The sequence below is a fragment of the Nitrobacter vulgaris genome, assembly GCF_031453995.1.
Taxonomy (GTDB): domain Bacteria; phylum Pseudomonadota; class Alphaproteobacteria; order Rhizobiales; family Xanthobacteraceae; genus Nitrobacter; species Nitrobacter vulgaris.
In genome coordinates, this window is sequence record NZ_JAVDPZ010000010.1 from 1 (window position 1) to 14,634 (window position 14,634).

Below are 14,634 nucleotides of genomic sequence, written 5' to 3' on the forward strand. Positions count from 1 at the left end.
AGCTAACCCGTCGGCCCCATCGCGGATCCAATCCACAGTCATGCCGTTTCGCCCAAGGCCTCGGACCAGCGCTTTGCCAAACATCGCATCGTCTTTCAATCGCCCTCGTTGAACTAACCCGAGACCTTGAAGTCCCTTTTCAATTTACAACAGGTGCAAATCTACGATCCGGTATCGTGTATCGATGGGACACCGGTACTACCTCATCCTGCGAACCCTGAGCGCAGATTAGAATATCTTTAAATAACGTCGATTCCGGATTTGTGTTGCTTGCTGTGCGTTGACGGCCGAACAGGTTTGCAACGATTCATATCGTCGCGCGACATTATAGCGCAAGTGATGAATGGGGGCTTTGATGAGTATTAAGATACCGGCCACGCTGCGAGCTGGCGGGGCAGCAATTAAGATAGCTCGTGACGAGAGCAATGTCGGAAAGGTGTCGGCCGTCGCAAGCTTGATCGCCGTGGCGTCCATTTCTGGCGCTGAGGCGCAGAAGGCCGATTTGCCTCCTGTTACGGTTGACGCTCCAATTCAACGCCCCCATCCCACAGTCTCCAAACCCTCGTCAGAGCAAGTCCGCGCTCGCAACGCTTTGAGGCGGGCTCAGAGAACTCAGCGCGCGACGCCGGCGCCCGTAGTTGTTCCAAGCGCGGTCGGCGCTGCCGATCGTAACCCGTACGCGGACCCGGCGGCGCCCTACAAGGCTGATCATGTTCAAGCCGGGGGGAAGTTTCCGGAAAAGCTTGTCGATACGCCAAAGTCGATCACGGTGCTGACCAAAGAACTTCTTGAGGACAAGAACGCCACGTCGTTGAAGCAAGCGATCTTGAGTACGGCAGGTGTAACGCTCGGGACCGGGGAAGGTGGTAACGCCTTCGGAGACCGCTTCTTTATCCGCGGCTTTGACGCGCGTAACGATATATTCATCGATAACGTTCGCGACGCCGGCGTCAGTGTTCGCGAAAATTTCTTCACCGAGCAGGTCGAAATCCTACGCGGTCCAGGGTCATCCTTCGCAGGCCGTGGTACGGCCGGCGGCGCTATCAATATCGTGACCAAGCAAGCAGCGACGGAGAACAGCTTCTACAACATGGATACCATGTTTGGTACCGACAGAACCAAGCGCGTTGTACTCGACGTCAATCAAGTGATTGACCCAACGCTCGCTATTCGCGCCGGTGGGTTGTTTCAGGACGCAGGCGTTGCTGGCCGCGATCATGTGACGGACAATCGAAACGGGGCCTTTTTCGCCACGACATGGAAGCCAGTTGACGCGGTTATAGTTCAGGCGAACTACATTCACACGGCGTTGTCGGGTTTGCCAGACTTCGGTGTGCCCTACTACCGGCCAAGCACAGCGACCACGGCTGGCGGGCCCTTTCCGGATTTCGGTTCAAACCGCGCTAATTGGTATGGCTTCGTGAACCGCGACTTCTTCCGGACCGGCCAGGATATCGGTTCAATAAATGCTCAAGTGCAGATCACTCCGGACCTTACGCTGACCAATAGATTCAGGGCTTCGAACTCGACCCAGGACTACATTGGAACACTTCCTGAGGCCCCGGTCATTAGAACTCCGTTCACAGCATCAACGATTTCCGCAAACCCGCAGAGTCGCTACCAAGCTACTGGCGTGGTCGCCAATCAGACGGAAGCAACCTACAAGTTTCAGGATGGCGTTGGCTTCAGACACACCGCACTTGCGGGCGTTCAGTTCGATCGCGAAACAATTTCTATCGACAGTTATACTGGGCTTACTTCGGAAGCCCTGCCAGGAGGGTTTACGGGCAATTCATTGACGGGTGTAAGCATCTTCAATCCGCAATATACAAACCTTCCGTTCGGCGGTACCCCAACCCTTACAGGTCGGCCAACCAACATTCGAATTAACACCCAAAGCGCTTACGCATTGGATTCGGCCAACTACAACGATCTGCTGATCCTGAACGGCGGTGTGCGTTACGACAACTACAATATCAGCTTGAACGGATACGGCACGGTCAACGGCGTTGCGGGCGTCTTCGGCCAACAGCAGCAATCCTATGGGTTGCCAAACTTTAACCTTGGCCTCACCCTGAAACCCTTGCCTAACGGCAGCGTCTATGTCGCATACGCGACTTCCTCAAATCCTGTGGGAGCTGAGTTCGATGGCACGAGCATTCAGTACGGTGGTCTGGCACCCGTCTTAAACGGTGGCGTTTCCCAGATCTTCGGACCAGAGAGGAACAAAGCGATCGAGATGGGCACGAAGTGGGAGCTGTTCGATCGACACTTACTGGTGACCGCCGCGCTGTTCCAGACAGAAAAAGAAAATGCTCGCGAGTCGCGTAACATCACGGCAGCCACTGCGACCCCAGCGTGCCCGTATCCTGCGGGCACAACGGGTAACGTTTCCTGTATCACAGCGGGCGCGGCATATCGTATCCGCGGTATAGACCTCGGAGTTGGCGGCAAGATCAATGACAGGTGGAGCATCTTTGGCGGGCTTGTCTTGATGCAATCTGAAGTGACGCAGTCGCTCATTCCTCCGGCAAACCCGATCCTTTTCAGTTCTAATATCGGTCTTCCGCTCACGAACGTTGCTCATCAGTCATTTAGCTTACTAAACAAGTATCAACTGAGTGATGCCTGGGAAGTTGGTATGCAGTCGGTCTATCGATCGCAGATTGCTGGCGGCACATTCCTCGCGGCCAACCAGGGGACGGCAATTCCAAGTTACTGGCGGTTTGATACGTTTGCAGAAGCACGGATTGACAAGCACTGGAAGCTGAAACTGTTTGTCAACAATATCATGGACAAGCGCTACTACGATGCTCTCTATCAAAGTGCGGCGCCGTTCGTCCTCGAAGCCCCCGGTCGTGCTGCTTATCTGGTGCTTTCAGCGCGGTACTGAGAAAGCTTAAGGCGCTGGCCATGCTTTGTGGCCTCACCAACGGATGGCAGCAGTCAGCTATGCAGCTGGCTGCTGCTACTTTTACCGATCTGCCTGGGCTAATCGATGTGGTTCCGCAGACCTTGTGGGTTCTGCGATGTTTCCCGGATCACTCGACCTTTCACGATCAAAATTGTCCGCCGCTACTTTCGCGAGGTCATGGTGAAGTTCGACACAAATGTAGGAATGACTTGAACACGTCACCAAAGCAGACGGGACAAATTGCTGTCGATTTCAGATCGGAACGGCCTCCGAACACTCGCATTGCCCGGACTGATTATTCGTCATCCTGATCGCCGCTCCGCAATCAGCGGGTTCGATCCGATTCGACACTTCTTGAAAATATCGGCGGCAACTTCGAAAGAGTGATGAAATGCTCGTTTGCATACCGAATGTTCTCACTAAGGCAGAGGTGCTTGAGTTTCGACAACTAATGGACGGCGCGTGTTGGGAAGATGGACGTCGTACAGCAGGATCACAGTCCGCGATGGTCAAGCGAAACGTGCAGTTGCCTCCAGACGGGGATCTCGCGCGCTCGCTGGGTCGGCGGATCATCAAGGCGTTAACGGGAAATCCGCAGTTTCTCTCAGCAGCTATTCCCCTTCACATTTTTCCTCCGCTCTTTAACCGATATTCGGCAACGGAGGGTCACGAGTTCGGCATTCACGTTGACAATGCCGTACGTGGCGATCCGCTAACCGGACTTCGGATTCGTACTGATCTTTCCATAACACTTTTCCTAACGGAGCCGGATGAATACGAAGGGGGAGTTTTGACGGTTGAAGATTACTTTGGCTCCCACGAAATTAAACTACCGGCGGGTGATCTGGTGCTTTACCCCGCCACCAGCCTGCATCTCGTCACGCCAGTTACACGTGGTGAGCGGGTTGCCTCGTTCTTTTGGCTGCAGAGTATGATCCGCGATGAACGCGCCCGTAGCATGATCTACGACTTGGACGTAGCAATTCAGGGAATCGTTGGGCGTGTAGGCGCGGGCGATCCGGAAGCGGTTCGGTTGACAGGAGTGTACCACAATCTCATTCGCTATTGGGCCGAATGCTGACGTTGGATGGTTGAGGATAGAAATGGACGAATTGAACGGCAAGATGATCGCGTGCCAGTTGTTGATCGCCGGGCTCATTGCGCGAGTAGCGAATGAACAACGTGATCCCCTTCGTTTTCTTACAGATTTTCGTGATGAAATCCGCGCGGTCGTGAAGGGCGTGAACATCGCTGGGATCGACGGTGCAGATCGAGTGCGGTATCTGGCCAATCAGTCAATCGACGAACTATTTTCATTGATGAAACCTCCGAGCAGTGAATAGGCGCGGAGGCGCGGAAAGATGCCGAACATGATTCAGGTTCAAGGATGACATTGCTTGAGCGGGGCAATTGTTGTCGCTCCTGCAAACCTCCCGATGCGGCGTCCGGTGCGGCGGGGGCGGGTGTTGCGACGGTTGCGTTCACGATCGACCGCTCCGGCCGCGTGCTGTCGGCACGCCTGGTGCGCTCGGCCGGCGACTCCGCGCTCGACGCAGAAGCCGCCTCGCTGTCGCGTCGCGCCAGTCCCGTCCCCGCCCCGCCGCCCGATGTCGGCGGCGGTTCAATCACACTTGCCGTTCCAATCAGGTTCAGTCGATGATGTCAGCAAATCTCACACGAACATGCCTGCTCACTCTCGCCGCCGCGATCACAGCCGCAACGATGACTGCGGCTCAGGCCCAGCAACCGGCGGTGCAGCAGCCGGCCACATCAGCGGCAACGCTGCCGAACGGGGCTTCGTCGGTGAACGAGACCTTCGGCGACTGGACCGTCGATTGCCGGATCATCGAGCGGCGCAAGCAATGCTTGTTGTCGCAGGCGCAGGGCAACAAGGAAACCGGCAGGCGGGTCTACGCCATCGAGCTGAACCCTGCCGTGGGCGGCAAGGTCGATGGCACCATCCTGATGCCGTTCGGGCTCAATCTCGACGCCGGCGCGGTGCTCAAGCTCGACGACAAAGACCTCGGAAAGGGACTGCGCTTCTCCACCTGCGTGCCGCAGGGCTGCCTGTTGCCGGTGAATTTCCCCGCCGCCGCCACCGACGCCATGCGCAAGGGCACGAAACTCGTGGTCGCCTCGCTCAACCTCTCCAGCAACGAGGCCGTCACCTTCAACGTCTCGCTCAACGGCTTCGGTCCCGCGCTGGCGCGCGCAACAGAACTCGCAAAATAGCGACAATCAAATCGAAAAGGCCGGTTCATCCGGTATACAGGGAGATTGCCCATGCTGACGCTGGTTAAGGATGATCTCTCCGTCCAGCAGGAATCGCCGCCGCCTCAACGCGATTACAACCGGCGTCGCTTCCTCTCATGGCTCCGCGACGAGGTGGCGATCCTGCGCACGCTCGGTATGGATCATCGCCGCATCGCCGCGCAGCTCGATATCGAGGAGCACGACGTGCGGGCGTTCTGCCCCAAGCCGAGCGAGAAAGCTCCGCGCCGCAACCTGCCGCGTCGCGCCGTGGAAGCGTTGCTTCATGGCCGCCACGCCTCGCTCGGCGGCCGGACCGTCGCCAAACGCAGCCGCCATCTCGTCGAGATCGCAACCGCCTACACCTGGGATGAATTATTGTCCGAGCCGGGCGTCGGATCTGTGACGGCGTCGGAAATCAGACTTTGGCTTGAGGAACGAGGGGCTTCGCTGCGAGCGTCGAATGAAGCATTATCCTGACAGAGCAGGCATAGACCTGCCCACTAAGCCCGAGGCTGCCCAGTCCCATTCCGCCCGATATTGAGCTTGTATTGTCTCAACGCCGATTAGCGTGCTGCCTATTTTGCCGCGATCGCAGTCTTCGTCAGAGTACCAACGAGTGACAACAAGCCTCCAGGAATATCGGTCGCTAGTTCGCCTTAAACGTTGAACTCGAGCCTCTGAACCTTGGCCCGGATTTTCAACGTGACGGTCGACTATCTCCTCGGCGGCGACGCGGGTCGAGAAACTGGGATCCGCCGAAGACGAGGCGTTCTTCCGTGAATACCAATCCATGTCGCCGGAGGCCAAGGCTCGACTAAGGCGGTTGGCGAAAGCTCTGGACGACTGATATGAACTTCGAGGTCCGGAAAGGCATCGATCATCCTGCCGGAGTTTGGTTCGGCCAGCGGGTCAAGGAGCACTCATTTCGTAGCGAGAAGTACGAAACTGCCTACACTCTGATTCACCTGCCGGATGCGGAGCCGAAGTCTTGGTTCGAAGGAAAGCCGCTTGAGGACACGTACGAGCGCTTCGTTCGTCGTGGATGAACTAGGCGTCGATCCGCTCCCGGTAGAATCACATCCTCACGACAGCCGCGGCCATGCCGCTTCGTGCCAGCAGCTTCTCGCGGGGCTACGACGTCATGACGGCACTTCCGATTTTGCGAAGCGCCGTCTGATCGACGACGCGGACCGTGGTCGACGCCATTGCCAATACGCTCGGCGACGTCGTCTTCTGCTTACTATCCGCTTACTTTCGCAAAATTGCGGTAAGCGAGCCGAGCCAGACAATTAGCTAACTACCCGGAATCACTGGCGCGCCGTCTCAGGTGATGATGCGAACTATGTCTCCTCCATAGCCCTCTAAGGCCCTATCCAGTCACTCCTGACGCTGGAAGCAGGATTGTCACGCGCGGCTTCCACCAATCAAGCTCCTGCGGAACGACGGGAGCTTGATTGGCTTTGTTACTCGCAACGCGGGCGAGAGGGCGAGAGAAGCGCGCGTCCCGAACCTTCAAAGATTGCTCTTGTAGAACGGAACCAGCTTTTCGAGCGCCTTTCCGACCGGCTCGGGCTTGTCGTAAAGGTCGTAGTGCGACCAGCCTTCCACAACGACCAACTCCTTCTTCTTCGAAGCAGCGCGCTCGATGATTTCGCAGCCGTCGCGATAGGCGCCGAAGGCTCCGACCTTGTTGCCCACGACAATGCAAAGCGGCTGGGTGAGAAGCACCTCAGCGAGATGAAACGCATCCCAGCCGACAGCGGCAGCCTGGTGCGACAGGAGCGAGCGGTTGCAACCGTGAGGCTTCTGTCCACGCGGGGTCCGATAGTAGTCCGTCGCTTCCAGCACATCGATGTCTTTGATACCGGCCTTCTTGTCCGCCTCGACCGAAGGAGGCAGCAGATCGTCGACATGCCATTCAGCGCCGCGCGCCTCCGCGGTGCGCTGTTTTGATATCTTTTCCAACAAGCCGATGGGGTCGAGATTGGCGAAGCCGCCGCGCATCAGCCGCCCATAATTCGCGCCGGTCACGGTGCCGACTGCCTTGATGCGCCGCTCGGTCATCGCGGCGTTGATCGCATAACCGCCACCACCGCAGACACCAATGCGATCCTCATCCACATACGGCAGCGTCACCAGATAGTCGGCGACATGGCGGAAGTCCTCGACGGTCAGGGTCGGGTCTTCGATGAAACGGGGCTCCCCGCCGCTGGCCCCCTGAAAGCTCCGATCGAACGCAATCACGACGAAGCCTTCCTTCGCAAGCGCCGCGCCATAAACGTTGCCCGAGGTCTGCTCCTTACAACTCCCGATCGGATGGGCGCTGATGATGGCCGGATACTTTTTCGTCTTGTCAAAGTTCGGTGGGAAATGGATATCGGCGGCGATATCCCAATACATGTCGCGATTGCGGATATTCACGGTTTCCATGGTGCGTTCTCCCTGGTTGGCAGGTTGGATTGGAGGATTTGCTATCGGCGGGCGGGTTCACATGAAGGCGGGTTTGTCGCCATCAGTATTTGGCTTGTTGATGCCGATATTGCGATTGCCGAGTGGTCTTGAGGCACCGGCAAGATCAGCAACGACGGCCGCCACGCTCTTGCGCGCGATTTCCGTTCCCTTGAACGGCTCAGTCCGCTCCGTGATTTCGAAATCGATCTCGTCCGCGTCAGTCAGCAGATGCCTGCGAAGCTGCGCGCGCTGGTGGATTTCCTGATCGAAAAGCGGCGTGTCGCGAATTTCGCTTCAACAGCGATATCGTAACGGCAACTGGCATGATCATCACTTGGGAGCTTGGCCTTCCAACACGGTCGTGAGGCCGGCTGACCGAGTCCACAGCGCATTCAGTATGACACCACCGTGAGCGATTCGAACTTTTTCACCGCCAGACGCCACCGTTTCTACGCTTTTTCATCCGTCGCCTATCTCCCGCTCTCTGCGCGAGCGTAGTTTCTGCGAGTATCGGCGGCTATGGAGGGCAATCGGCAGTTTTGGCGCGCCGGTGGAGATGAAACTGGGCACCGCTATGTCATTGCGGGGCCTCTATAATTTTAGGATCGCCCTGCGCCTGGGAGCCAAGGCGCAGCTCTACGCGACGCTCAGTGCCGCGACCGCATAGATGCAGGTGTGCTTGCCTTCGTTCTTGAAGACGCAATCCATTGGCGGGCCGAGTTCCAGGCAGTCGCCCTGCTTCATTTCGTGCCGTACCTCGCCTTCGACAAAGACCAGTTCGCCCTCCAGAACCCAAATGAGTTGTCGCAGGAAGGCATAGGCGGACGCCGGCATAGGAACCGCCTTGCCGGCAGGCAAGGCAACTTGAACCAGATCGAGCGGCATATCCGAACGCGGTGAAACGTGCCGGCGCACATACCCCGTTTCGGGGTCAGTCCAAACCGGCTGATCGGCCTTCCGCAGCATGCGGCCCTGCCGAACCTCGGCGCGAGCCATCAATGCTGACATGCTGAGGCCGAATGCGCCGGTGAGCTTGCCAAGGAGGTTGGCGGTCGGGCTGCTGTCGCCGCGCTCAATCTTGTAGATCATGGCGCGGGACACCGACGCCTTCTCCGCAAGGTCGGTTAGCGACCAGCCTCGGCTTTCCCGCTCGGTGCGAATGCGCGCGCCAATCCGACTGTCTATGTCGTCATTCTTTTTCATCATACTACTATGGTAGACGGATTCTTACCGCGCAATGAAGTGACGCCGGGAAATGGCCCTGTTGACACTTGGCTTCTGTTTCATATAGTAGACAATAGTGCTTCTATGGTAACAGGAGAGCGATATGGAGATTCGCGACGCCGGCCCGACCGATGTGGAAGGGGTCACCGCGATTTACAACGACGCCGTCGAAAACACGACGGCGATCTGGAACGACACGAAGATCGACACTGGAAACCGCCTCTCGTGGCTCGCCGACCGGCAGCGGGTGGGCTATCCGGTGCTGGTCGCGGTGGATGACGCCGGCACCGTTCTTGGCTACGCCTCGTTCGGAGACTGGCGCGCATGGGACGGCTATCGCCATACGGTTGAGCATTCCGTCTATGTCAGGGCCGACCAGCGCGGGAACGGCATCGGAAAGGCGCTTATGCTGGGACTGATCGAAAGGGCGCGCGGCATTGGCAAACACGTGATCGTGGCCGGCATTGAGGCAGGAAACACCGCGTCGATCCGGCTACATGAGAAGCTCGGGTTCGAGTCTGTCGGTCACTTGAAGCAGGTCGGGACCAAATTCGGCGTGTGGCTCGATCTGGTCTTCCTGCAACTCATGCTGGATACGCGCACGTCCCCCGATGAAATCGGCAAGCCGTGATGACCCCACTGATCGTCGCTTTGCTTGTCGCTGCCGGTGCCGCCATCGTGGCGCAGAATCTCCTGATGGCGCACATGACAGCTGGCGCTTCCACTGTTCTGATTGCGTTGGTGATGAACTCGGCGGTTGGCCTCGTTGCCCTATCGATCCTGTTGGTCAGTCGCTCCGGCCTTGCGGGTATTTCCGAAGCCTTCGGCGCTGTCCGGATTTGGGGCGTCTTGCCAGGATTGCTCGGCTCGTTCTTCGTGTTCGCCAGCATAGTCGGCTACCAACGTCTCGGGCCGGCGGCGACGATTTCGATTCTGGTCGCAAGCCAGTTGATCTTCGGGCTGGCGCTCGACATGGCAAGGTCCGACGTCACCGGCGTACAAAGCTGGCTCACCGCTATCGCAGGCGCGGGGCTTCTGGTTTCCGGGGCGTTTCTCGTCGCATCCCGCAGCCTTTGAAATTCGTTTACTCGGCGCTGCGCGAAAAATGACCAATCCGTGACCAGGACCAGAGAACTACGGTGCTGTAAGATTACTGGCGCGCCCGAAGAGATTCGAACTCCTGACCCCCAGATTCGTAGTCTGGTGCTCTATCCAGCTGAGCTACGGGCGCGTTTGTCGGCAAAAATCGCTGAAATTCACAGTGCTTGCGTTTCGGGAACCAGCGTCCCGAAGGCGCGCCATTGCTAACGGCTCCCGGTCGGCTTTGCAAGCGGTGCGGCTGCACCGGCATGCATATGATTCGCTATGAAGAGCGCGACAAGGCTGCTTTCTAGCCTAGGGCCTTTCCGCTTCTGCGGGAATTAGAAGCGTGGCTCCAGGATTTTGATTTGACGTGTTTTCTTCACGCGAACCGGCATCCACATCTTGAGATTGATCAGGCTCGGGCGCGTTCGTTACGGATCGTTTGCAACTCCACGGGACGATCCGGGATCGCTATCCGGAACGTTGCGCCTATGGTGCCTTCCACCAGAGCAATGTCGCCGCCGTGCGCACGCACCAGTTCTGCCGCGATCGCAAGGCCGAGACCGCTGCCGCCGGGGCGTACCGATCCCTGGAAGGCCTCGAACAGATGGTTGCGCGCCTGTTGCGGAACGCCAGGTCCGGTGTCGGAAACCTCAACGATCGCCACCGCGCCTTCGCGGCGGCCGGTAACCCGGATTTGCCGGGTCGCAGCATCAGCGTCGTTTCGCGGTTGGCTCTCCAAAGCCTGTGCGGCGTTGCGCACGAGATTGAGCAGAATACGGAAAAGCTGATCCGGATCCGCGTCGATGGTAAGGCCGCGCTCGATCGCGTTGATCCAGGTGATGGAACCGTCCGGCGCCAGTCCCGCCGACTCCCGCACTTCGTTGACGATAGGCTCAATCGCCATTAGCCGCCGGTCGGGGGCGGCCTCCTGCGCCCGTCCATAAGACAACGTCGACTGGCAGAATGCGATGGCGCGTTCCAGCGAGCGCATCAGCTTTGGCGCGAACCGCTGCACCCGGGGATCGGGCACGCTGGCCAGTTGGTCGGAGAGCAGCTGCGAGGACGCCAGCAGATTGCGAAGGTCGTGATTGATCTTCGAGACGGCGAGACCGAGCGCTGCCAGCCGGCTCTTCTGATGCAGCATCGACACCAGGTCACGCTGCATGTCGGAGAGTTCGCGCTCGGCGACGCCGATTTCGTCGCCGCGCTGCGACGGCACGATGATCCGCGCCGAGCTTTCGGGATTCTGGTGAAAGCCCACGAGATTCGCGGTCAGGCGCCGCATCGGGCGGACGAACAGGTAGTGCAGCGCCAGATAGACCAAACCTGCAGTCAAAATCGCTATCGCCAGCGAGACCAGCAGCAGGTTGCGCGAAAAGCGGTACATCGACTGGCGCAGCGGCTCCTCGTCGGTGACGACCTCGATGAACTGCGCGCCGCGCGACCCCGGTCCGATGATGCGGATCGCCTGGTTGCCGCTCTCCAGCATGGTTTCGAATGAACCGACAATGGCCGACCACGGAGTCATGGTGCGCATGTCGATGTCATGATCGATCGCCGCCGGTAGATCGGCACTGGCGAGCAGCCGGCGCTGCTGACCCATCTTGATGGCGACCGCACGGGCGCCGATGCTGTTGAGAATCTGCCGTGCGAGCGAGTCGGGCACCATGCCAGAGGGAGCTGCATCAAGCACCAGCGCTGCGGTGTTGGCGGCTGCCAGGCGATCGTTGAGTCGATTCAGCCGAAAATTGGCGATAGCGGGGACGTAGATCAGTATTTCGGCGATCATGACCAGCGGAATCGTCAGCAGCAGGAGCTTGCCGGACAGGCCGAGCCGGCCGCGCAATGAGAGACGTGAGGCCCGAATCCGGAGCTGTTCGATCGCCTGTGACACGGTTGTCCTCTGAAGGGCCTGCGGCAAACTGACCGTGATCCGCGCTCCTGGAATGGATCACGCCGGCCTCTGAACCACTGCCGGAACACATGCGTAATATAGGTCGGCGCGAGATTTTGGCCAATTCGGCCGGGCTGGGAAACGGTACAGGGCAAGATTGACGAAAAGAGGCCGCTCCCGTATAAGCCGCGCCAATTGTCCGTGACGGCTCGGTTTCGATCGGGACGGCTTGTTCGGGTCGAATAAGGGCTCGGTTCAGGTCGGTATTACCGGACTTAACCTCAACATCAGGCGACGTGCCCGGTCAGCGGAGACTCCCGTGAAACGGACTTATCAACCCAGCAAATTGGTGCGCAAGCGCCGCCACGGTTTTCGTGCCCGCCTCGCGACCACCGGCGGCCGGAAGGTTCTTGCCGCGCGGCGCGCGCGGGGCCGCAAGCGCCTGAGTGCCTGAGCGGATCGTCCCGAGAACCATCATGGACCGGTTGAGGCAGCGGGCGGATTTCCTCGCCGTTGCCAATGGGCCGCGGGTGAGCACCCCTGCCTTCGTGGTACAAAATCGTCGCCGCAACGATGGCGGTCCGATCAGGATCGGCTTCACGGTGACAAAAAAAAATGGCACCGCGACCGAGCGAAACCGCATCCGCCGCAGACTTCGCGAATTGGTGAAGCGCCTGGACGCCGTATCCATGCGACCGCACAGCGATTATGTGATAATCGGCCGCCGTGCTGCGCTCAACCGCCGTTATGCCGTGATGCTTGATGATTTGCGTTCGGCGTTTCATCGCCTCGACCGCCGGCATCCAGGATGAACGCAGCGTCAAATCGACGACATCAACGGTGTATACAGCCGCAATCCGAATTGAGTGACGAGATCCTGAACGATGTCTGAGAACCGCAATACCATCATCGCTATCGTTCTGTCGGCTCTCGTGCTGATCGCCTGGCAGTATTTCTACAACATTCCGCAGATGGAAAAGGATCGCGCCGCGCACCAGGCGCAAAGCGAGCTTGCCAAGTCTCAGACTGAGGCGGCGCCGAATTCCCCCACGCCTGCTCAACCCGCAGCTGAAACCGCGGTGGTTGCCCGGGATGCTGCCATCGCGTCCAAGCCGCGCGTCAAGATCAGCACCCCTCGCCTGAGCGGAAGCCTGTCGCTGACTGGCGCGCGTATCGATGACCTCCTGCTGACCAAGTATCGCGAGACGGTCGATCCCGCTTCGCCCGCGATCGAGCTGTTTTCGCCCTCCGGTACGGCCAATCCGTATTATGCCGAATTCGGATGGGTTCCCGCCACCGGATCCACCGTCCGGGTTCCAGATCAGAAGACGGTGTGGGTGCAGGAAGGGTCGGGGGCGCTGACGCAGTCCACGCCGGTCACGCTGAAGTATGATAATGGCGAAGGGCTGACGTTCCGTCGCACCATCTCGGTGGACGAGCACTATCTGTTCACGGTCAAGGATGAGGTCACAAACGCCGGCAGCGCGCCGGTGACACTGTACCCGTTCGCGCTGATTTCACGGCATGGTACTCCGGCGGTTTCCGGTTACTACATTCTACACGAAGGGCTTATTGGCTTTCTCGGCGATCAGAAGCTTCAGGAATATACATACAAGAAGATCGATGAAGCCCAATCGGTGACCTTCAATGTCACCAACGGCTGGCTCGGCATCACCGACAAATACTGGGCCGCGGCCCTGCTGCCTGACACCAGCGCGCGATTGCAGGCGCGGTTCTCGTCCGATCTGGCGGGTTCAGTCAGGACCTACCAGACCGACTATCTGGAGGATGCGCAGACGATCCCGGTTGGCGGTACCGGTTCGGTAAACACACGTCTTTTTGCCGGCGCCAAGGAAGCCGGTGTTGTCGGCCTCAATTTTCCGTTCGTGGAGCTTGGCGGCTACAACAAGCAACTCGACCTTAACCATTTCGACCTGCTGATCGACTGGGGTTGGTTCCACTTCATCACCAAGCCGATGTTCCTCGCGCTGGACTTCTTCTTTCATGTGTTCGGCAACTTCGGCGTCGCGATTCTGGTCGTGACCGTACTGGTCAAGCTGATTTTCTTCCCGCTCGCCAACAAATCCTATGCCTCGATGGCGAAGATGAAGGCGGTCCAGCCTCAGATCAACGCACTGAAAGAACGCTTCCCTGACGACAAGATGAAGCTGCAGCAGGAGATGATGGAGATCTACAAGAAGGAGAAGATCAACCCGATCTCGGGCTGTCTTCCGGTCCTCCTTCAGATTCCCGTGTTCTTCTCGCTGTACAAGGTGTTGTTCGTGACCATTGAAATGCGTCACGCACCGTTCTTCGCCTGGATCAAGGACCTGTCCGCGCCCGATCCGACCCACATTTTCAACCTGTTCGGACTGCTGCCATACGATCCCTCGGTGGTGCCGCTGCTCGGGCCTTATCTGGCGATCGGTGCGTGGCCGATCATCATGGGCATCACGATGTGGTTCCAGATGAAGCTGAATCCGACACCGCCGGATCCGACTCAGAAGATTATCTTCGACTGGATGCCGGTAATCTTCACCTTCATGCTCGCGTCTTTCCCGGCCGGCCTCGTGATCTATTGGGCGTGGAATAACACGCTGTCGGTGATCCAGCAGAGCTACATCATGCGCCGCAACGGCGTGAAAGTAGAACTGTTTGATAACGTGAAATCGACCTTCCGCCGCAAATCCTCCGACAAGCCGGCGAAGACCACATAGACGGATCGCCGCCTTAAGATCGTCGCGGGGGCGCATTGCGGACGAAGCCGTCCAATGATCGGCGGGAACGTTTCTGATTCCGTCGCTCCGCGCAA

At 58.6% G+C, this 14,634-nt stretch carries 15 protein-coding genes and 1 tRNA gene; 12 read left to right on the top strand and 4 right to left on the bottom strand.

Annotated features, from left to right (window positions below; genetic code table 11):
* Positions 1-355 precede the first annotated feature (355 nt).
* The 7 genes from GGQ85_RS08205 to GGQ85_RS08235 all read left to right on the top strand — a co-directional run bounded on the left by GGQ85_RS08205 (position 356) and on the right by GGQ85_RS08235 (position 6,213).
* Positions 356-2,893 carry a TonB-dependent receptor gene (locus GGQ85_RS08205; protein WP_309774087.1) on the top strand — a complete coding sequence of 846 codons (2,538 nt, stop codon included), beginning with the start codon at positions 356-358 and terminating at the stop codon, positions 2,891-2,893.
* Positions 2,894-3,305: 412 nt separating this feature from the next.
* Positions 3,306-3,995, top strand: coding sequence for a Fe2+-dependent dioxygenase (locus tag GGQ85_RS08210; RefSeq protein WP_309774088.1), 690 nt, complete (start codon positions 3,306-3,308; stop codon positions 3,993-3,995).
* A 22-nt stretch (positions 3,996-4,017) separates the two neighbouring features.
* A complete protein-coding gene (locus GGQ85_RS08215) occupies positions 4,018-4,257 on the top strand; it encodes a hypothetical protein (RefSeq protein WP_309774089.1) in 240 nt (79 codons plus the stop codon).
* A gap of 44 nt (positions 4,258-4,301) precedes the next feature.
* Positions 4,302-4,574 carry an energy transducer TonB family protein gene (locus tag GGQ85_RS08220; protein WP_309774090.1) on the top strand — a complete coding sequence of 91 codons (273 nt, stop codon included), beginning with the start codon at positions 4,302-4,304 and terminating at the stop codon, positions 4,572-4,574.
* Entirely contained in the window at positions 4,571-5,146 is a 576-nt protein-coding gene (locus GGQ85_RS08225; RefSeq protein WP_309774091.1) for an invasion associated locus B family protein, read from the top strand. Before GGQ85_RS08220 ends, GGQ85_RS08225 begins: the two co-directional genes overlap by 4 nt.
* A 51-nt stretch (positions 5,147-5,197) precedes the next feature.
* Positions 5,198-5,644, top strand: coding sequence for a hypothetical protein (locus GGQ85_RS08230; RefSeq protein ID WP_309774092.1), 447 nt, complete (start codon positions 5,198-5,200; stop codon positions 5,642-5,644).
* A gap of 371 nt (positions 5,645-6,015) precedes the next feature.
* A complete protein-coding gene (locus tag GGQ85_RS08235) occupies positions 6,016-6,213 on the top strand; it encodes a hypothetical protein (RefSeq protein WP_309774093.1) in 198 nt (65 codons plus the stop codon).
* Between the two features lie 466 nt (positions 6,214-6,679).
* On the opposite strand, the gene GGQ85_RS08240 is transcribed toward GGQ85_RS08235, so the two are convergent.
* Together GGQ85_RS08240 and GGQ85_RS08245 are read right to left on the bottom strand one after the other, a co-directional pair.
* Entirely contained in the window at positions 6,680-7,597 is a 918-nt protein-coding gene (locus GGQ85_RS08240) for an alpha/beta hydrolase (protein WP_309774094.1), read from the bottom strand.
* A 657-nt stretch (positions 7,598-8,254) separates the two neighbouring features.
* Complete coding sequence (locus GGQ85_RS08245) at positions 8,255-8,821, bottom strand: helix-turn-helix domain-containing protein (protein WP_309774169.1); 567 nt, start codon at positions 8,819-8,821, stop codon at positions 8,255-8,257.
* Between the two features lie 124 nt (positions 8,822-8,945).
* Here GGQ85_RS08245 and GGQ85_RS08250 point away from each other — a divergent pair, with 124 nt between their 5' ends.
* Entirely contained in the window at positions 8,946-9,473 is a 528-nt protein-coding gene (locus GGQ85_RS08250; protein ID WP_309774095.1) for a GNAT family N-acetyltransferase, read from the top strand.
* The gene (locus tag GGQ85_RS08255) at positions 9,473-9,919 is read left to right on the top strand and encodes a DMT family transporter (RefSeq protein ID WP_309774096.1); all 447 of its coding nucleotides are present in this window, start codon (positions 9,473-9,475) and stop codon (positions 9,917-9,919) included. The genes GGQ85_RS08250 and GGQ85_RS08255 overlap by 1 nt, the downstream gene beginning before the upstream one ends.
* A gap of 77 nt (positions 9,920-9,996) precedes the next feature.
* On the opposite strand, the gene GGQ85_RS08260 is transcribed toward GGQ85_RS08255, so the two are convergent.
* Together GGQ85_RS08260 and GGQ85_RS08265 are read right to left on the bottom strand one after the other, a co-directional pair.
* A tRNA-Arg gene (locus tag GGQ85_RS08260) sits at positions 9,997-10,073 on the bottom strand.
* 264 nt (positions 10,074-10,337) lie between these two features.
* Positions 10,338-11,822: a sensor histidine kinase gene (locus GGQ85_RS08265; RefSeq protein WP_079448173.1), complete on the bottom strand. Its 1,485-nt coding sequence runs from the start codon at positions 11,820-11,822 to the stop codon at positions 10,338-10,340.
* Positions 11,823-12,141: 319 nt separating this feature from the next.
* Here GGQ85_RS08265 and rpmH point away from each other — a divergent pair, with 319 nt between their 5' ends.
* The 3 genes from rpmH (at position 12,142) to yidC (ending at position 14,539) form a co-directional block, all read left to right on the top strand.
* Positions 12,142-12,276: a 50S ribosomal protein L34 gene (gene rpmH / locus GGQ85_RS08270; protein WP_006609582.1), complete on the top strand. Its 135-nt coding sequence runs from the start codon at positions 12,142-12,144 to the stop codon at positions 12,274-12,276.
* A gap of 22 nt (positions 12,277-12,298) precedes the next feature.
* On the top strand, positions 12,299-12,634 hold the full coding sequence (gene rnpA, locus GGQ85_RS08275) for a ribonuclease P protein component (protein ID WP_079448172.1): 336 nt from the start codon (positions 12,299-12,301) through the stop codon (positions 12,632-12,634).
* A 72-nt stretch (positions 12,635-12,706) separates the two neighbouring features.
* On the top strand, positions 12,707-14,539 hold the full coding sequence (gene yidC, locus GGQ85_RS08280; RefSeq protein WP_079448171.1) for a membrane protein insertase YidC: 1,833 nt from the start codon (positions 12,707-12,709) through the stop codon (positions 14,537-14,539).
* Positions 14,540-14,634: the final 95 nt, after the last annotated feature.